This is a genomic window from Pseudomonas sp. ok266, assembly GCF_900110195.1.
In the GTDB taxonomy this organism is placed as follows: Bacteria; Pseudomonadota; Gammaproteobacteria; order Pseudomonadales; family Pseudomonadaceae; genus Aquipseudomonas; species Aquipseudomonas neuropathica.
Window position 1 is genome coordinate 246,560 of the sequence record NZ_FOCU01000004.1, and the last position, 17,587, is coordinate 264,146.

15 protein-coding genes are annotated in these 17,587 nt (G+C 57.3%); 7 read left to right on the forward strand and 8 right to left on the reverse strand.

Annotated elements, in window-relative coordinates:
* Positions 1 to 43 precede the first annotated feature (43 nt).
* Positions 44 to 1,402 carry a glutathione-disulfide reductase gene (gene gorA / locus BMY54_RS09000; protein ID WP_093431081.1) on the forward strand — a complete coding sequence of 453 codons (1,359 nt, stop codon included), beginning with the start codon at positions 44 to 46 and terminating at the stop codon, positions 1,400 to 1,402.
* Here gorA and BMY54_RS09005 read toward each other — a convergent pair.
* Positions 1,399 to 2,415: a DNA-binding protein gene (locus BMY54_RS09005; RefSeq protein WP_093431083.1), complete on the reverse strand. Its 1,017-nt coding sequence runs from the start codon at positions 2,413 to 2,415 to the stop codon at positions 1,399 to 1,401. The two genes, gorA and BMY54_RS09005, sit on opposite strands and share 4 nt — an antisense overlap.
* A 177-nt stretch (positions 2,416 to 2,592) precedes the next feature.
* Here BMY54_RS09005 and BMY54_RS09010 point away from each other — a divergent pair, with 177 nt between their 5' ends.
* From BMY54_RS09010 to ahpF, 3 genes are all read left to right on the forward strand, one after another.
* Positions 2,593 to 3,531, forward strand: coding sequence for a site-specific integrase (locus BMY54_RS09010; RefSeq protein ID WP_093431088.1), 939 nt, complete (start codon positions 2,593 to 2,595; stop codon positions 3,529 to 3,531).
* A 136-nt stretch (positions 3,532 to 3,667) separates the two neighbouring features.
* Positions 3,668 to 4,231: an alkyl hydroperoxide reductase subunit C gene (gene ahpC / locus BMY54_RS09015; protein ID WP_003224621.1), complete on the forward strand. Its 564-nt coding sequence runs from the start codon at positions 3,668 to 3,670 to the stop codon at positions 4,229 to 4,231.
* Positions 4,232 to 4,355: 124 nt separating this feature from the next.
* The gene (gene ahpF / locus BMY54_RS09020; RefSeq protein WP_093431092.1) at positions 4,356 to 5,918 is read left to right on the forward strand and encodes an alkyl hydroperoxide reductase subunit F; all 1,563 of its coding nucleotides are present in this window, start codon (positions 4,356 to 4,358) and stop codon (positions 5,916 to 5,918) included.
* Positions 5,919 to 6,171: 253 nt separating this feature from the next.
* Here the strand turns inward: ahpF and gloA are convergent, their stop codons facing one another.
* The gene (gloA, locus tag BMY54_RS09025) at positions 6,172 to 6,693 is read right to left on the reverse strand and encodes a lactoylglutathione lyase (protein WP_093431095.1); all 522 of its coding nucleotides are present in this window, start codon (positions 6,691 to 6,693) and stop codon (positions 6,172 to 6,174) included.
* A gap of 139 nt (positions 6,694 to 6,832) precedes the next feature.
* Between gloA and BMY54_RS09030 the strand changes: the two genes are divergently transcribed.
* On the forward strand, positions 6,833 to 7,351 hold the full coding sequence (locus tag BMY54_RS09030) for a DUF4946 domain-containing protein (RefSeq protein ID WP_093431098.1): 519 nt from the start codon (positions 6,833 to 6,835) through the stop codon (positions 7,349 to 7,351).
* Positions 7,352 to 7,570: 219 nt separating this feature from the next.
* Here the strand turns inward: BMY54_RS09030 and BMY54_RS09035 are convergent, their stop codons facing one another.
* From BMY54_RS09035 to BMY54_RS09045, 3 genes are all read right to left on the reverse strand, one after another.
* Positions 7,571 to 7,936 (reverse strand): histone-like nucleoid-structuring protein, MvaT/MvaU family, encoded by a 366-nt coding sequence (locus BMY54_RS09035; protein WP_093431101.1) that lies wholly within the window; start codon positions 7,934 to 7,936, stop codon positions 7,571 to 7,573.
* A 235-nt stretch (positions 7,937 to 8,171) separates the two neighbouring features.
* A complete protein-coding gene (locus tag BMY54_RS09040; protein WP_093431104.1) occupies positions 8,172 to 9,707 on the reverse strand; it encodes an EAL domain-containing protein in 1,536 nt (511 codons plus the stop codon).
* 117 nt (positions 9,708 to 9,824) lie between these two features.
* Complete coding sequence (locus BMY54_RS09045; protein ID WP_093431107.1) at positions 9,825 to 10,694, reverse strand: LysR family transcriptional regulator; 870 nt, start codon at positions 10,692 to 10,694, stop codon at positions 9,825 to 9,827.
* A 78-nt stretch (positions 10,695 to 10,772) separates the two neighbouring features.
* Between BMY54_RS09045 and BMY54_RS09050 the strand changes: the two genes are divergently transcribed.
* Positions 10,773 to 11,720 (forward strand): DMT family transporter, encoded by a 948-nt coding sequence (locus BMY54_RS09050; protein WP_093431110.1) that lies wholly within the window; start codon positions 10,773 to 10,775, stop codon positions 11,718 to 11,720.
* A gap of 245 nt (positions 11,721 to 11,965) precedes the next feature.
* Complete coding sequence (gene hppD, locus BMY54_RS09055) at positions 11,966 to 13,042, forward strand: 4-hydroxyphenylpyruvate dioxygenase (protein WP_093431113.1); 1,077 nt, start codon at positions 11,966 to 11,968, stop codon at positions 13,040 to 13,042.
* A gap of 86 nt (positions 13,043 to 13,128) precedes the next feature.
* On the opposite strand, the gene rarD is transcribed toward hppD, so the two are convergent.
* The 3 genes from rarD to BMY54_RS09070 all read right to left on the reverse strand — a co-directional run bounded on the left by rarD (position 13,129) and on the right by BMY54_RS09070 (position 17,447).
* Entirely contained in the window at positions 13,129 to 14,010 is an 882-nt protein-coding gene (gene rarD, locus BMY54_RS09060) for an EamA family transporter RarD (protein WP_093431116.1), read from the reverse strand.
* A gap of 202 nt (positions 14,011 to 14,212) precedes the next feature.
* On the reverse strand, positions 14,213 to 16,321 hold the full coding sequence (locus BMY54_RS09065; protein ID WP_093431119.1) for an acyltransferase family protein: 2,109 nt from the start codon (positions 16,319 to 16,321) through the stop codon (positions 14,213 to 14,215).
* 112 nt (positions 16,322 to 16,433) lie between these two features.
* Positions 16,434 to 17,447, reverse strand: a complete 1,014-nt coding sequence (locus BMY54_RS09070; protein WP_093431122.1) for an aldo/keto reductase — start codon at positions 17,445 to 17,447, stop codon at positions 16,434 to 16,436.
* Positions 17,448 to 17,587: the final 140 nt, after the last annotated feature.

The following is a 17,587-nucleotide window of genomic DNA, read 5'->3' on the forward strand; positions in this document are numbered from 1 at the left end:
TGGGTGGCTGCAGGTATGCTGATCCCCTGCCGAGGAGATAGAAATGGCCTACGATTTTGACCTTTATGTGATTGGTGCCGGTTCCGGCGGTGTGCGTGCTGCGCGTTTTGCGGCCGGTTTCGGTGCGAAAGTGGCGGTGGCGGAGAGCCGTTATCTGGGCGGGACCTGCGTTAACGTCGGCTGTGTGCCGAAAAAGTTGCTGGTGTACGGCGCGCATTTCGCCGAAGACTTTGAGCAGGCGTCCGGTTTTGGCTGGAGCCTGGGTGAGGCAAATTTCGATTGGGCGACGCTGATTGCCAACAAGGATCGCGAGATCAATCGCCTCAACGGCATTTATCGCAATCTGCTGGTCAACAGCGGCGTGACCTTGCATGAGGCGCACGCGAAGATTGTCGGCCCGCATGAGGTTGAGGTGAATGGCGAGCGCTTTACCGCGAAGAATATTCTGATTGCTACCGGTGGCTGGCCGCAGATTCCGGAGATTCCGGGGCGCGAGCACGCGATCGGTTCCAATGAGGCGTTCTTCCTCAAGGAGCTGCCAAAGCGTGTGCTGGTGGTTGGCGGCGGTTACATCGCGGTCGAATTTGCCGGGATCTTCCACGGCCTTGGCGCGAACACCACGCTGCTGTATCGCGGCGATCTGTTCCTGCGCGGCTTCGATGGTTCGGTGCGCAAGCATTTGCAGGAAGAGCTGACCAAGCGTGGCCTGGACCTGCAGTTCAATGCCGACATCGCGCGTATCGACAAGCAGGCCGATGGCAGCTTGAAAGCCACCCTTAAAGATGGTCGTGAGCTGGAAGCGGATTGCGTGTTCTACGCCACGGGTCGGCGTCCGATGCTCGACAATCTGGGGCTGGAAAACACCGATGTGCAGCTCACCGACAAAGGCTTCATCAAGGTTGACGAGCAATATCAGACCAGCGAGCCGTCCATTCTCGCCCTGGGTGATGTCATCGGTCGCGTGCAGCTGACGCCTGTGGCTCTGGCAGAAGGCATGGCCGTAGCGCGGCGTCTGTTCAAGCCTGAGCAATACCGCCCAGTGGATTACAAGATGATCCCGACTGCAGTGTTCAGCCTGCCGAACATCGGTACAGTTGGTTTGACCGAAGAAGATGCACGCGAGGCTGGCCACGACGTGGTGATTTTCGAAAGCCGGTTCCGGCCGATGAAACTGACCCTGACCGAGTGCCAGGAAAAAACCCTGATGAAACTGGTGGTCGACGGCAAGACTGACAAAGTCCTCGGCTGCCACATGGTCGGCCCGGACGCTGGTGAGATCGTCCAGGGCCTGGCGATTGCGTTGAAAGCTGGCGCAACCAAGCGTGACTTCGACGACACGATCGGGGTACACCCGACGGCCGCCGAAGAATTCGTCACCATGCGTACGCCGGTCGGCGCTTAAGCGTCTTTCGGCTTGGCCGAGTCTGGCGCTGCCGTAACGGCAGCCGCCAGACGCTGGCTTTCTTCCAGGCTTGCCTGAGCCTTGTTCAATTCCTTTTTCAGTGACTGGTTGAGCAGCGTCTGCTCCTCGACGCTCTGCTTGAGTGTCTGGCTTTCCAGGGTGGCCACGCGCAGGCGTTCCTGGAGAAGGGTGCGTTCGCTGTCGACGCGGGTCGCTTGCTCGAGCAGTTGATCCTGACGCTGATTGCTCTGCTTGAGCTGATCCTGCAGCAGACTCAGTTCGCGCTGCGTGCCACGGTTTTCCGTGAGCAGGCGTTCGTTGTCGCGGTGCAGTTGCGTGATCTCGTCCTGGCGGACCAATGCACTTTGCTGCGCCTGACGCAATTCGGCCTGAATCTGCTGCACCTGCGCTTCGTGGCGGCTCTGTTCCTGCTCGCGCTGCTCTTTGCTGGCGTTGCGGTAGTGCTCCAGCGCGTCACGGGCATGCAGGTGTTTTTCTTCCAGTGAGCGGATCTGCTCGTCCTTGTCCTGCAAGCGCAACTCAAAGTCGGCCAATGCCTGATTCAGCCCGGCATTGCGGGTCTGCTCGGTCTGCAGCATCGAGCGTGTGTTGTTCAACGCTTCGGATTCACGCGCCAGTGCAGCGCCTTGAATGTCGTGCTCGTGTTCGAGCTTTTCCAGTGCCTGACGCGTCTGTTGCAGCTCCGACTCCAGTGCTTCGCGCTGCTCCTCGAACTGCTCGCGGGCTTGCTCGATGGGCTCTTGCGCTTGTTCTTTGAGGCGTTGGGCGAGCCTGGAGACGAGGGCGGTCAACTCGTCATCGATAGGCTCAGCCGAGGCTTCAACGGGCTGGGCGCCGTCATCCAGTTCTTTCAAATAGCGATGGATCGTGGTTTTCGAGCCGGTGTTGCCCATTTCAATGCGTACTGCATCGATGCTCGGGTGTTCGCCACGGGCGAGGATCGCTGTACGCGCGATCTGCACCAGTGCTTTGGTTATGCCGCCACGGGCCATGTGAACTCCTACGTTTACGTACTGTGGTACATGCCACTAAAGTACGCAGTGTACCATCTCGAAAATAAAGATAAACCTTTGATATTGAAGACGCGGGATATACTGGTATTACCCAGTGTCAGGCGGCAAAATGCGCCTTTGCATTCCTGCATCAGTACGCCAGCGAGAAAACAGCCCATGAGCGACCTGGATCGCTATCTGCAAGCCGCCACCCGTGACAACACGCGCCGTAGCTATCGCGCGGCCATCGAGCATTTCGAAGTGAAGTGGGGCGGGTTCTTGCCGGCGACGGCCGACAGCGTCGCGCGGTATCTGGTAGCGCACGCCGAAGAGTTGTCGATAAACACGCTGAAGCTGCGTCTGTCGGCGCTGGCGCAGTGGCACAACAGCCAAGGATTTGCCGATCCGACCAAGGCGCCGGTGGTGCGCAAGGTATTCAAAGGGATTCGGGCTTTGCATCCAGCGCAGGAGAAACAGGCTGAGCCGTTGCAGTTGCAGGATTTGCAGCGCGTCATCGACTGGCTGGAGCATGAGGCGCAAACCGCAAAAGAGCAGCAGGATCGTCCGCTACTGCTCAAGGCTTATCGTGATCGCGCCTTGATTCTGCTGGGTTTCTGGCGCGGCTTCCGCAGCGATGAGCTGTGCCGCCTGCAAATCGAACATGTGCAAGCGCATGCCGGCAAAGGCATCACCTTGTATTTGCCGCGCAGCAAAGGCGATCGGGAAAACCTCGGGCAGACCTATCAAGCGCCGGCGCTGCTCAAGCTCTGCCCGGTGCAGGCCTACATCGACTGGATCACCGAAGCGGCGCTGGTACGCGGCCCGGTTTTCCGCAGCATCGACCGCTGGGGCAATCTGAACGAGGAGGGCCTGCACGCCAACAGCATCATTCCTTTGCTGCGCCAGGCGTTGCAGCGTGCCGGGATTGCCGCCGAAAACTACACCAGCCATTCCCTGCGTCGCGGCTTTGCCACTTGGGCACACCAAAGTGGCTGGGATCTGAAATCGTTGATGAGTTACGTCGGCTGGAAGGATATGAAGTCGGCGATGCGCTATGTTGAAGTCAGCCCATTCCAAGGGATGGCTCGGATTACGGATAACCCGGCTTCGTCGTAGATATCGTTTTCTTCTATTAATACAGTCGGCTAATAGCGAAAACAAATCAGCAGCATCAGGTTTGCCAATGAGCCATCCGTCGAGTGAGTGGGTAGGATTCACCCATCGAATTCACAACCCTGACGGAGAGTCATCAATGCCTATCATCAACAGCCAAGTTAAACCGTTCAAAGCTACCGCGTTCAAAAACGGCGACTTCGTTCAAGTCTCGGACGCTGACCTGAAAGGCAAGTGGTCGGTTGTATTCTTCTACCCAGCCGACTTCACCTTCGTTTGCCCAACCGAGCTGGAAGACCTGGCTGACAACTATGCTGCTTTCCAGAAATTGGGCGTAGAGATCTACAGCGTTTCCACCGACACCCACTTTGCCCACGCTGCCTGGCACAACACTTCGCCAGCCATTGGCAAAATCGAATACACCATGATCGGCGACCCGACCCACGTCATCTCCCGCAACTTCGACGTGCTGATCGAAGAAGCTGGTCTGGCTGACCGTGGCACCTTCGTGATCAACCCAGAAGGCCAGATCAAAATCGTTGAACTGAACGATGGCGGCGTTGGCCGTGACGCTTCCGAGCTGCTGCGCAAGATCAAGGCTGCTCAGTACGTTGCTGCTCACCCAGGCGAAGTTTGCCCAGCCAAGTGGAAAGAAGGCGAGGCCACTCTGGCACCGTCCCTGGACCTGGTCGGCAAGATCTAAGTCTGTGACACGCAACTCGGGGCGGATCTCCGCACCTACTTAAGTTAGCTGCACCGCCCCATAAAAATGCCCGGGCGAGATTCGCTCGGGCTTTTTTTCGCCTCAAATAAAGGAAATCGCCCGTATGTTGGACGCCAATCTTAAAGCCCAGTTGAAATCGTACCTGGAACGGGTCACCCAGCCGATCGAGATCGTTGCCTCCCTCGACGACGGTGCGAAATCCCGTGAAATGCTGGAACTGCTGAAAGACGTTGCCAGTCTTTCGAGCCAAATTACCCTGATCGACAGCGGTGACGATGCACGCAAGCCATCGTTCTCGATCAACCGCCCGGGCGCCGACATCAGTCTGCGTTTCGCCGGTATCCCGATGGGCCACGAGTTCACCTCGCTGGTGCTGGCCCTGCTGCAAGTCGGCGGCCACCCATCGAAAGCCAGTGTTGAAGTGATCGAGCAGATCCGCTCGCTCAAAGGCCAGTTCAGCTTCGAGACCTACTTCTCGCTGTCCTGCCAGAACTGCCCGGACGTGGTCCAGGCGCTGAACCTGATGGCTGTGCTCAACCCGAACATCCGCCACGTCGCCATCGACGGTGCGTTGTTCCAGGACGAAGTCAACGATCGCAAGATCATGGCCGTGCCGAGCATCTACCTCAACGGTGAGAACTTCGGTCAAGGCCGCATGGGCCTGGAAGAGATTCTGGCCAAACTCGACACCGGTGCCATCGAGCGTCAGGCTGAGAAAATCAGCGCCAAAGAGGCCTTTGATGTGTTGGTCGTCGGTGGTGGTCCGGCCGGTGCGTCGGCAGCGATTTACGCTGCACGTAAAGGTATCCGCACTGGCGTCGTTGCTGAGCGTTTCGGCGGCCAGGTGCTCGACACCATGGCCATCGAGAACTTCATTTCCGTACAGGAAACCGAAGGACCGAAACTGGCCACGGCGCTGGAAGAACACGTCAAGCAATACGACGTCGACATCATGAACCTGCAACGTGCCGACAAGCTGATTCCGGGCAAAAACGGCGAGCTGCACGAAGTCCGTTTCGCCAGCGGCGCGACCCTCAAAGCCAAGAGCGTGATTCTCGCGACCGGTGCGCGCTGGCGTGAAATGAACGTGCCGGGGGAGCAGGAATACCGCAACAAAGGCGTGGCGTACTGCCCGCACTGTGACGGTCCGCTGTTCAAAGGCAAGCGCGTGGCAGTGATCGGCGGCGGTAACTCCGGCGTTGAAGCGGCCATCGACCTGGCCGGCATTGTCTCGCACGTGACGCTGCTGGAGTTCGACGTACAACTGCGTGCCGACGCGGTATTGCAGCGCAAACTGCACAGCCTGCCGAACGTCACGGTGATCACCAGTGCGCAAACCACTGAAGTCACCGGCAATGGCGAGAAGGTCAACGGCCTGCGCTACAAGGATCGCAACACCGATGAGTTGCGTACCGTCGAGCTGGAAGGGATCTTCGTGCAGATCGGTTTGCTGCCGAATACTGACTGGCTCAAGGGCACTATCGAGCTGTCGCCACGGGGCGAGATTATTGTCGATAACCGGGGTGAAACGTCGATCCCGGGCATCTTCGCTGCCGGCGACGTGACCACCGTGCCGTACAAGCAGATCGTGATCGCGGTGGGCGAGGGCGCCAAGGCTTCGCTGAGTGCTTTCGATCACCTGATCCGCACTTCGGCTCCGGCGTAAGCGTCCAGCCAGAAATGAAAAAACCCGTGAGCGATCACGGGTTTTTTATTGCGCGTGAAAAGCTGCCCCTCACCCCAGCCCTCTCCCGAGGGAGAGGGAGCCGACCGAGGTGTCTGGCGTTTTCCATCGACCTGAATGACCGAGTCGATTATGGATTCGGTAAAGATCTTTCACGTCGGCGGAATTCTTGCATATCCCCCAATCAGTTCCCTCTCCCTATGGGAGAGGGTTAGGGTGAGGGGCTTTTCAGCTTTTAAAGCGGTGCAGGCTGAATGATCTCGACCCAGTAACCATCCGGATCCTTGATGAAAGCCAGGCTCTTCATGCGGCCATCGGTCAGGCGCTTCTGGAAGTCACAGCCCAACTCTTCAAAGCGCGCACAGGCCGCGACGATATCCGGCACCGAAATGCAGATATGACCAAAACCACGCGGGTCGGTATTGCCGTTGTGATAGACAAAATCCGCATCGTTTTCGGTGCCGTGGTTATGGGTCAATTCGAGAATGCCCGGGATCGACTTCATCCACTCAGTGCGGGCAGCCGCGTCGGCCGGGATCTGCGCTTTGTCGACCAGTGCGAGGAAGTACAGGCTGAACTCGGCTTCCGGGAAATCGCGTTTCTCCACCAGCGAGAAGCCCAGGACGCGGGTGTAGAAGTCCAGGGATTTAGTGATGTCTTTGACGCGCAACATGGTGTGGTTGAAAACGAAGTTGCGGGTTGCGCTGTCTGGGGTGGCGGTGACGCCGGGGAACGTATTGAGTTCGTGCAGGCTCATGAGCCCTCCAATAACTATGGGCGAGTGAATGGACGCAATGATACGCATGCCTGTCGGCATCGCCAAATGAAAGGGCAGGCTTGCCCTGCGTGCGGGCGAGCCTCAGACTTTACGGCTCAATCTGCGAGTGCGTCCGGCAATGATCCGACTGTTCAAATCCGTGTTTGTTTTTTTTGTGTTGTCGCTTGTGGCGGTCTGCGCGTCAGCGGACGAACCAAGCATTACCTGGCCAGCCGGTTGGCAAGTCGAGGCGCTGCCCGAGGCGGCTGCACAGGTTTCCCGTCAGCGCGCGGTCAAGAATGACGCCGATGGCAATCAGGTGATGGTCATGGAATTGACCATGACTCATGTCGAAGCAGGGCATCAGGTCAATTTGCAGGGCGTGCTGCTGGAGATGCGCAAGTCGATACAGAAGGACTTCTTCCAGGGCGGTTACCAAAGTGTCTGCAACAAAGTGCATCCGGCGACGCTGGGTACTTTGTCGGCGCTGGAAACCACTTGCACCATCACCGAAAACGGTCGGCATGTGTTGTCGCAAACCCTCGTGGCGGCAGTCGAGGCGGACAAGGCTTATGTTCTTTCCTACGCCGGGCAAGCTGAGATTTATAAGGCCAGCGCAGACGAGATAGTGGCGCTGAGAAACAGCTTGAAACTTTAAGGCGCTGTACTCTTCACGGAGGAGGTTAGATACCCGAACGGATTAAGCACAAAGTTTAATGGCGGCCTTGATCGCAACATCGCGCCGCAAAATGTTTAGCTTTCTGACTCAGCAACGTTACAGAAAACCCGCAACTTGTTCGATGAAATTCATTTCATTTGTTAGATATTGTCAACAAAAAAGCCCTGCGTCATGCAGGGCTTTTTTATTGGCGTTGGATTAACCGCGCAACCAGGAATCAACGGTGGCTGCACCGTATTGTTCCTTCCAGGCTTTCAGGCCACGGTGATTGCCGCCCTTGGTTTCGATCAGTTCACCGGTATGCGGATTCTGATAAACCTTGACCACGCGAGCGCGGCGGGTTTTAGGGGCTGCAGAAGTCTGCAAAGCGGATTTTGCCGGGTTCGGATCGAGGATGGCGACGATGTCCTTCAGGCCTTTGCCGTAGGTTTTCATCAGCCCCTGAAGCTTTTCTTCGAATTCGATTTCTTTCTTGAGCCCGGCATCGTTCTTCAGCGATTCCAGCTGTTTGAGCTGTTCCTGAAGGGCCTTTTCAGCTGCACGAAATTCAGCGAGTCTGGACAATATCTTTACTCCAATAGTGTGTTTGGCTGATACCAACCGCAAACAAAGCTAATAAGCCAAGAGCCTTGAAGCGACTCGGTGATAAATGGCTCACCTGCCAATCTTGCTCAGGTTGAAAAAATTGTAGTAGTTAATGCGCCAAGAGTAAATCCTGATGTTGTCCTCATGTAACAACAGCGGTCTTTTGTATCAATTTGGTGCGCCTGGCCGGTACGCTCGTCTTAATCTGGCTTAGTTAATGGTGAGTTAACGCGCTGATGAATTCCGCAGCCGGCATCGGTTTGCCGAACAGATACCCTTGCAGGAAGTTGACGTGATGTGCGGTCAGATAATCGGCTTGCGCCTGAGTTTCGACACCTTCGGCAACAATACCCAGATCAAGCTTGGCCGACAGGTCGATAATGGTATCGAGAATGTGTCGGGACAACGCATCGACACCGATCATGGCAACGAAACTCTGATCGATCTTGAGGAAATCCACATTGAATTTGCGCAAGTAGCCCAGGCTTGAGTGGCCGGTGCCGAAGTCGTCAATCGCGATCTTCACGCCCAGCGCATGCAGTTGCTCGAACAGCTGGCGAGTGATGTCGGTCGGCTCGATCAATTCGCGCTCGGTCAACTCCAGCACCAGGTTGATGCTGTCGGCGGCGAACGCGGCGAGAAACGTTCGACAATCCTCCACCAGTTCCAGGTCTTTGCAATGGCTCGCAGTGATATTGATGCCGATATGAAATGGCGCGGTGAACGTTGCTGATAGCGGCCCCAGCAGCGCGGCAGTTTGTTGCATCAGGGCGCGGGTCATCGGCACGATCAACCCCGAATGCTCGGCGAATGGAATAAACAGATCCGGACGTACCAGGCCTTCTTTCGGGTGAGTCCAGCGCATCAACACTTCAGCTCCCGACCATGCCTTGCTGTCGCCATGCACCACGGGCTGGAAGTAGGGAATGAACTCGCCAGCCTCGAGCGCGCGGAGCATTTCGTGGCTCGGCGAAGTGGAGCGCTTCTGCAGGACATGCCCGATGGCCCCCGACACCACGCCAAAAAAGATCAGCAGACTGAACAGCGGCGGATATTCATCGACCATGTAGCGCCAGGTTTCGCCCTCGGGAAACCCGGCAGAAACACTGAACGCATAACGGGAGGAGGCCAGGGTGTTTTGCGCTATCGGCAGCGTGGGGAGGGTACCGGTGTGGACTTTGCCGTCGGCCGACAGCCAGTTAACGCCCACTTGCAGCACCAGCAACATGTGCCGGCCGATCAAACGCAACATGTTGCTTAGATGGTAACCGTCCAGTGTCGTCAATGCGCCGCCGCGACCTTCGCTGAGCCGATAAACCAGCAGCGCGGTGTTGGGGGTGACCGGATTGCCGTTCATCAGCCACAACTTGCCCTGGTTGTAGTCGCCCGCGTTGACGGCTTCCTTGAAGTCGCCAAACAAAGAGCTGCAATAAAGGTTGTCGTCCCACACCAGATTGGTCGAGCGCACGAACGGGCGGCGGGTTACTTGCTCGCGCAAGGCGAGTTTGACGTTTTCGCAATTCTGACCGGCCAATGGCAGCAATTCGCGCGCTGCTTGCGCGGTGTTGTCGAGCATCAACTCGAACTGCTGCAGCGCCTCTTCGGCGGTCTGTTGTGAACCTTGCTCCAGCGTGCGTCCGGCCTGGATGTAAAGAATGGCGCTGCCCAGCAGCACCGGAAGCAAACCGCTGAGTAGTGTGACGAGAATGCGTGTGCTGCGTTTGCGGCGGAGTCTGACGGTCAACGGCATGGGCGCATCCTGTCGCGGTGGAATGGAACTATTGAATTCAGGCCGGATAACGGCGCGCCGCTGAAATAACTTCAGCCAGAGGGGAGGATAGATGGCAGAAGGCGCTTGCGCCGCTCATCAGTGCTTCATTCGCGTCGCCAGCGCGATAAAGGCCAGAGCGGCGGGAGATGCCTGGCGCCGATCAAGCACGGCGAGTCCGACCTGACGTTGTACGGCGGGCAGCAATGGCCTCTTTACGTAGCGAGGCGCTGCCTCTTGCGGCAAAGAACCTTCGGCGACAATCGTGATGGCGTCGCCACGGCCAACCGTATCGAGTGTGCTGAGCAACTGCGAGCAGCGATAGCGAATGTTCGGTTGCAAACGCGCGGCCATGAACAGTCGCGACACCAACTCCGCAGAACCCGCTTCGGTCAGGACAAACGGTGCATCGCACAAATCCTTGAGGCTCAACGCGGTTCGGGCTGCCAGCACATGGCCCACCGGGAGAAGCGCAACCATCTGGTCTTCGATCAAGGTGAAGGTGTCGAAGCGCTCCTCTGGCAGCACCACGAAGCCGATGTCGATCCGCCGCTCCTCCAGCCATTGCGTCACTTGTCGATCCGGCCCTTCATCGATGTGCACTTCGATGCCCGGATGCGCCTCGCGATATTGCCGCAGAATGTTGGGTAGCAACTTGATCGACGAAGTCGGGCCGAACGAGCCGATGCGCAAGGTGCCGCTTTTCATGCCGCGCGCATCGGCGGCTTCCTGGCGCAAGGTGTTGGCCAGCCCGAGCATGGCGCGGGCGCGCAGCAGCAATTGCTCACCGATGTCACTGAGCTCCACGGACGACTGATGCCGGCGCAGCAGTTCGACACCCAGTTCCTGCTCCAGCGACTTCATTGCGTGGGACACCGCCGACTGCGAAATCCCCAGGCGATGGGCCGCGAGGGTGAAACCGCGCAGTTCGGCGACCAGCGAGAAGATTTCCAGTTGTGTGAGGGTCATGAGTTTTTGCTCATTTTACGATGATGTGAAATGAGGTGAATGATACGGCATTCCTCAAAAGCTTTGGTCTGGAGCCTCATGCGCAACGTCGAGCAACTGCACACAACATCATCCGACATCCCGGTTTATCTGACACTCGCGATGGTGACTATGGTTTGGGGGGGCACCTTTGTCGCTGGACGTTTTCTCGCCGGCAGCCTGAGTCCGGTGTTCGCCGCCAGCCTGCGTTTCCTGCTCGCCAGTGCGGTGCTGCTCGGCTTTCTGTGGCTGGCGCGGATCCCTTTGGCACGGCCGACTCCACGACAATGGCTGCACTTGGCGCTGCTGGGGTTCTTCGGGATCTTCTTCTATAACCTGTGCTTTTTTTACGGCCTGCAATACATCAACGCGTCGCGCGCTTCGTTGATTGTGGCGTTGAACCCGGCGGTAATCGGTCTCGCCTCGTGGTGGTTGTTTAAAGAGCGTCTGGGAAGACTTGAAACTGCTGGTATCGCGATCTGTATTGGCGGTGCTGGCCTGGTGATCGTCAGCCGCAATCCGCAATGGCTGGCCGCAACGCCGCAGGCATGGATCGGCGATCTGTTGATTCTCGGCTGTGTGCTGGGGTGGGGCGTTTATTCGTTGTTTTCCCGTGATCTGAATCGGACGTTAGGGCCGGTGCAGACCGTGACGTACTCGATCCTGATCGGCACACTCATGTTGTGGGCTCTGGCGGCGGTACGCGGCGAGCTGAGCTGGCAGGCGCTGAATAATCTGGGCGTGGCGCAATGGCTGAGCCTGCTGTACCTCGGTGTCCTGGGCTCGGCGCTGGCCTACATCGGCTATTACGATGGCATCCGTAAAATCGGCGCGACGCGCAGCGGGGTGTTTATCGCGCTTAATCCTTTGACGGCGGTCATCCTTGGCGCGCTGCTGCTGGGCGAACAGTTGACACCGGCCATGTACCTCGGTGGCGCGCTGATCCTGAGTGGCATCTACCTGTGCAACAAACCCCTTGCACCGGGCGCGAAAAAGCGGATTTTATAGGGAGGGCAGACAAGCCTATTTACGCTGTGTAGAATCGGGTTACGCATACAATAATAATCGTCTTCTGGCAGCAGAAGCCTCGCCCGCAAGAGCCTTGGGTCGACAATGAAGATATTCGGGTTTCAACTGATCTACGGTGACTTCCTCGCCCGCAGTGTGCGTGGCATCTCCTGTGCGCCACCCACCGACCTCGCATGACTGACAAATAACCCTGGTTAATTGATAAGAAATGATGAGGCGCCACCATGGCAGATTTATACGAAAACCCAATGGGCCTGATGGGCTTTGAATTCATTGAGCTCGCATCGCCGGTGCCGGGCACCCTGGAGCCGATCTTCGAGATCATGGGCTTCACCAAAGTCGCGACCCACCGCTCCAAGAACGTGCACCTGTACCGTCAGGGCGCGATCAACCTGATCCTCAACAACGAACCGAACAGCGTGGCGTCGTACTTCGCCGCCGAACACGGCCCGTCCGTGTGCGGCATGGCGTTCCGCGTCAAGGATTCGCAAAAAGCCTACAACCGCGCACTGGAACTCGGCGCTCAGCCGATCCATATCGAAACCGGTCCGATGGAGCTGAACCTGCCGGCGATCAAAGGCATTGGCGGCGCGCCGCTGTACCTGATCGACCGTTTCGGCGAAGGCAGCTCGATCTATGACATTGACTTCGTGTTCCTCGAAGGCGTCGATCGCAACCCGGTCGGTGCCGGCCTGAAGATCATCGACCACCTGACCCACAACGTGTATCGCGGTCGCATGGCCTACTGGGCGAACTTCTACGAGAAGCTGTTCAACTTCCGCGAGATCCGTTACTTCGATATCAAGGGCGAGTACACCGGCCTGACCTCGAAAGCGATGACCGCACCGGACGGCATGATCCGCATCCCGTTGAACGAAGAGTCGTCCAAGGGCGCTGGCCAGATCGAAGAGTTCCTGATGCAGTTCAACGGTGAGGGCATCCAGCACGTTGCGTTCCTCACCGATGACCTGATCAAGACCTGGGATCAGTTAAAGAAGATCGGCATGCGCTTCATGACCGCGCCGCCAGATACTTACTACGAAATGCTCGAAGGTCGCCTGCCGAACCACGGCGAGCCGGTTGATCAGCTGCAATCGCGCGGCATCCTGCTCGACGGCGCATCGGAGCAGGGCGACAAGCGCCTGCTCCTGCAGATCTTCTCGGAAACCCTGATGGGCCCGGTGTTCTTCGAATTCATCCAGCGCAAAGGCGATGATGGTTTCGGCGAAGGCAACTTCAAGGCCCTGTTCGAGTCGATCGAGCGCGATCAGGTGCGTCGTGGTGTGCTTGCTACCGAGTAATCGGCCACTGAAATGAAAAAATCCCGGCCTGCTGAAATGCAGAGCCGGGATTTTTTTTGTAGATCAAAAGATCGTAGCCTTCGCTTTTAAGGACGGCGTTGGCGCATCAGGTGTTTGAAGCCTTCGAAGACCAGCACCACAACGGCCAGCCAGATCGGAATGTACGTCAGCCACTCCCCGGACTTGATGCTCTCACCGAGCAACAACGCCACACCGAGCAACAGCACCGGCTCAACATAACTCAACAAACCAAACAGACTGAATGGCAGCAAACGACTGGCAATGATGTACACCACCAGTGCCGACGCACTGATCAAACCCAGCAACGGAATCAGCCACATCAGCCCCGGGTACTGATCGAACACGCCGAAGCCTTGCTCGCCACCCTGCACAAACCAGTACGCCACCGGCAGCATCAAGGTCATATCGACCCACAAGCCACCCAGGTTGTCAGTCTTGAGGTATTTGCGCAGCACGAAGTACAGCGGATAGCCGACCACCACCACCAGCGTCGCCCAGGAAAACCCACCGACCTGATACAGCTCATTGAGCACGCCCAAACTGGCGAAGAACACTGCAATTTTCTGCAAATAAGACAGGCTCTCGCCGTAGGCAATCCGTCCGGTCAGCACCATCGCCAGAGGCAACAGAAAGTAGCCCAGCGACACGTCGAGGCTGTAGCCATTGAGCGGCGCCCACATGAACAGCCACAGTTGCACGCCGAGCAGGGCAGAGGAGACGAGCAGGCCGGCGATCAATTTCGGTTTTGCCGCCATCAACCGCACCAGCTCCAGCACCCTCCGCCATTCTCCGGACACCAGCATGAACACGGTCATGCACGGTACCGTCAGGAGCATCCGCCAGCCAAAGATCTCCACGCCGCTCAACGGTGTGAGCAACGAGGTGTAGTAATACATGACGGCAAACAGCACCGAGGCTGAAACCGATAGAGCGATACCTTTAGACAAACTGTCCTCGCGGGTTGATGGTCAAACGGGGCGCGAAGGATACGTGGTTTTTGTGCTGAATATTGGGCAGATGCTCAATATTCTTCACGCCTATACCGTCTAGGCGTTGCCGCACACTGCGATCTTTTGGTCTTGCCTTTAAAAGTCGAAGATCGCAGCCTGCGGCCATTCCTCCACAAGCGTAGTCAGTGCCAGGAAAACATCACTGAGCAACCTTCAACGGATTACCGAAGCGCTTGAGGTACATCTCGCCGAACTTGTAAGAGGCGTAATCGGTGACGTGACCAATATCACGATAGACCGGCAAGCCATCGACGGTGGTCATACACGCGTCGTCTTCGCATTGCACGATTTTCGGGTCAATGACGATCAAGCCGGGATATTCAGCCTTCAGGTCATTGAAGAGTTTTTGCAGCACCGGCTCTTTGGCACCTGACCATGGCGCTGTGGCGCAGAGACTGCTTTGCTCGGCACTGCCCATCAAGCCGCGCAACTTGACCTGTTGCAGCAGGCAGGTGTTGATCCCGGCAGGCATGGGCAGCGTGTTTTCCAGAAGGACCGGCGTAGCGCCTGACTCGACAATCTTGTCCAGCGCCTTGCGGATCGCGGTGCCGAGGCGTTGTTGCGACAGTTCCGGGCTGCGCGGGTCGTCCCGGCTGGTGACGATGTCGTCGTCGAGATAGGCCTCCCAGAACTGACCCACGATCACATACTTGAAATGCTGCTTCGCAATCATCTCGTAATAGCGTTGAGTGGCGTTATGGCATTTTTGATACAGCCCGTTCGTGTATTTACTCTCGTCATAGAGGTAGATCCCGGGCAAGGCCAGGCACGCCGGGTAGCCCTGTGTGAGGACGGCAAGGTTGGCATCCCTGGCCAGTGTTTCAACGAAACCCCAGTAATGATTCGAAAACGAATCGCCCATCAGCAATATTTGCGGCGCGGCCTGCACGGCGCCTGATATGCAGCCAGGATCGGCGCCATCGCTGACGCCCAGGCATCCTTCCCGATTGGCTGGAACAGAGGCTTTCAAGCCATTGAACACCTCGTTATAGCCTTGGTTGAAACGGTCGGGCCAGCCTTCATGCCTGACACTGGCAGCGTGGAGCAGCGACAGACCGATAGCCGGTACGATCATCAGCACGACCAGCGTTTTGGCAAAGCCGAGCCTGGCCTTTCGAAACCGGTTTTCGACCAGCACATAGCAGAGCCAGGCCATAACGAACGTCGAAACAAAGTAAAAGATGGTCATCGGCAGGGTGAGGGCGATGCCCATGTAACTCATCACCGCCAGTATCGGCCAGTGCCACAAATACAAGGAGTACGAGAGCGTGCCGATAAACACCAGCGGTTTGAAGGCCAGCAGTTTCGAGGTGATGCTCGCATCACCAATACCCTGAAACAACAACGCTGCAGTGGCCAGGCACACGGCAATGGCGTGGTACTGCGGGAAGCCCGGCAGGATATCGTCGAGGGTGGCGCAATAGATGATGGTGACAAGCGCAAGTGCACAGACCAGAGAGGCGCTCAGGCGATTGAGCCTGAACTTGCCTGTGCCGAAGATGACTGCGCAGGAGCCAATCATCAATTCGAAAATTCGCGCGGTGAAGAAGTAGTAATTTTTTTCTGGATTGGCGTAAGACAGGTACAGCGCGAGCGCCATTGCCGCCAGGGTCAAACCGAGCACCGCCGCTTTGAAAACGCTTTTTGCCAGATAGCGGTTAAGCAACCAGAGGCCCAGCGGCAGGGCCAGATACCACTGCCATTCGATGGCCAGTGACCAGGTGTGCAGCAGTGGCAGGCTCGCCGTATCCGGCGTGGCGTAACCCGTTGTCACTTTGGAAAAGTATTGGTTGGAGATGATTAACGACGTGTACTTTTCGCTTTTGAGAAAATCGACATAGTCATCGGGCAAATACAGCAGCGTGCTGACTATCAGCGTTACGACCAGCAACGCAATCACGGCCGGTTGCAAGCGCCAGATTCGACGCGTGTAGAACCCCGAGAAAGTGAACGTGCCGTTGTTCAGCGATTTCATGATGATCGCGGTCGTCAGATAACCCGAGATCACGAAGAAGATATCGACGCCAATAAAACCGGACGGAAAAAACGTCAGACCACCGTGAAAAATCAATACCAACAACACCGCGATTGCGCGCAGTCCGTCAATATCCGCACGGTATTCAATCGACGGTTTGCGTTTACCGGTAGCCGCATTCGCTTGCGACGAAGAGCGCAGCTTATCGCCTGGCAGTTTGAACAGCAGACTGCGCAAAAGCTTGCTGGAAACCGCAATGGGGCGATTGGGCATTTATCAGTCCTTGGTTATTTCTGAACGATCAATCAACTCATTCCGTTTGATCGTGCTTTGACCGCTGAAAAAACAGCCGAGGGTGTCGGCTGTCGAAGGGAGGCGGGCAAACTCAAGCCTGGTGCGGTTTACGCCCCGACACAAAATGACTCACATCGTTGAATCCAGGTGTCGATGAGTGCCCTGGCGTGACCAGCGAATCGATAAATTCCTCATCTTCAGCGCTGATCTTCACGGCCTGCGCCTTGGTGTACGCATCCCATTGCTGCTCCGTCCGTGGGCCGACGATCGCCGACGTCACGGCACTGTTGTTCAACACCCAAGCGATCGCAAACTCCACAGTTCCGACGCCGCGCTGCTCGGTGTACTGCTGAATCTGTTGGGCAATACGCAGCGACTCGACGCGCCATTCGGTTTCCAGAATGCGCTTGTCCTGACGTCCGGCACGGCTGTTGGCGTCCGGTTTGGCGTCCGGTGCGTATTTGCCGCTCAGTACGCCCCGGGCCAGCGGGCTGTAAGGCACCACGCCAAGGCCATAGCTTTGCGCTGCTGTGATCTGCTCGGTCTCGGCCTGACGGTTGACGATGTTGTACAGCGGCTGGCTGATCACCGGGCGGTCAACACCGAGTTTATCGGCGATACGAATCACCTCGGCGATCCGCCAGCCGCGATAGTTGGACAAACCCCAGTAGCGAATCTTGCCCTGACGGATCAGATCGCCAATCGCCGACACGCTGACTTCAAGCGGTGTGTTGTGGTCTTCACGGTGCAGGTAATAAATGTCGAGATAGTCGGTGCCGAGCCGGGTCAGGCTGGCATCGATGCCATTGAAGATATGTTTGCGGCTCAAGCCGCTGCGGTTTGGCACGCCGTCCACCGGGCCGAAACCGACCTTGGTCGCCAGCACCCACTCATGCCGATGCCGGGCAATTGCTTCACCGACGATCTCTTCGGAGCGGCCGTTGGTGTAGACATCGGCGGTGTCGATGAAATTGATCCCCTGATCCCAGGCTTTGTCGATGATGCGCAGCGAATCCTCTGCGCTGGTCTGCTCGCCAAACATCATCGTGCCGAGGGTGAGGGTGGACACCTGTAACCCTGAGTGCCCGAGAGTGCGAAAGCTCATGCCGAAATCCTTTTGTCGGTGGGAAAGCCCTAATCAAATACCAGAAGCGCGTGACGCGGCAAAGTGAATTATTAGCTCAATACAGCCCTCACCCTAACCCTCTCCCAAGGGGAGAAGGGACTGACCGAGGTGTTTGAGCG

What these genes read in the sequence shown, in the direction of transcription:
- gloA (WP_093431095.1), bottom strand. Translation starts at nt 6,693, where the DNA reads ATGAGCCTGCACGAACTCAATACGTTCCCCGGCGTCACCGCCACCCCA.
- BMY54_RS09045 (WP_093431107.1), bottom strand. Translation starts at nt 10,694, where the DNA reads ATGACCCTCACACAACTGGAAATCTTCTCGCTGGTCGCCGAACTGCGC.
- BMY54_RS09050 (WP_093431110.1), top strand. Translation starts at nt 10,773, where the DNA reads ATGCGCAACGTCGAGCAACTGCACACAACATCATCCGACATCCCGGTT.
- BMY54_RS09065 (WP_093431119.1), bottom strand. Translation starts at nt 16,321, where the DNA reads ATGCCCAATCGCCCCATTGCGGTTTCCAGCAAGCTTTTGCGCAGTCTG.
- BMY54_RS09005 (WP_093431083.1), bottom strand. Translation starts at nt 2,415, where the DNA reads ATGGCCCGTGGCGGCATAACCAAAGCACTGGTGCAGATCGCGCGTACA.
- BMY54_RS09010 (WP_093431088.1), top strand. Translation starts at nt 2,593, where the DNA reads ATGAGCGACCTGGATCGCTATCTGCAAGCCGCCACCCGTGACAACACG.
- gorA (WP_093431081.1), top strand. Translation starts at nt 44, where the DNA reads ATGGCCTACGATTTTGACCTTTATGTGATTGGTGCCGGTTCCGGCGGT.
- BMY54_RS09030 (WP_093431098.1), top strand. Translation starts at nt 6,833, where the DNA reads ATGATCCGACTGTTCAAATCCGTGTTTGTTTTTTTTGTGTTGTCGCTT.
- BMY54_RS09040 (WP_093431104.1), bottom strand. Translation starts at nt 9,707, where the DNA reads ATGCCGTTGACCGTCAGACTCCGCCGCAAACGCAGCACACGCATTCTC.
- ahpF (WP_093431092.1), top strand. Translation starts at nt 4,356, where the DNA reads ATGTTGGACGCCAATCTTAAAGCCCAGTTGAAATCGTACCTGGAACGG.
- ahpC (WP_003224621.1), top strand. Translation starts at nt 3,668, where the DNA reads ATGCCTATCATCAACAGCCAAGTTAAACCGTTCAAAGCTACCGCGTTC.
- BMY54_RS09070 (WP_093431122.1), bottom strand. Translation starts at nt 17,447, where the DNA reads ATGAGCTTTCGCACTCTCGGGCACTCAGGGTTACAGGTGTCCACCCTC.
- hppD (WP_093431113.1), top strand. Translation starts at nt 11,966, where the DNA reads ATGGCAGATTTATACGAAAACCCAATGGGCCTGATGGGCTTTGAATTC.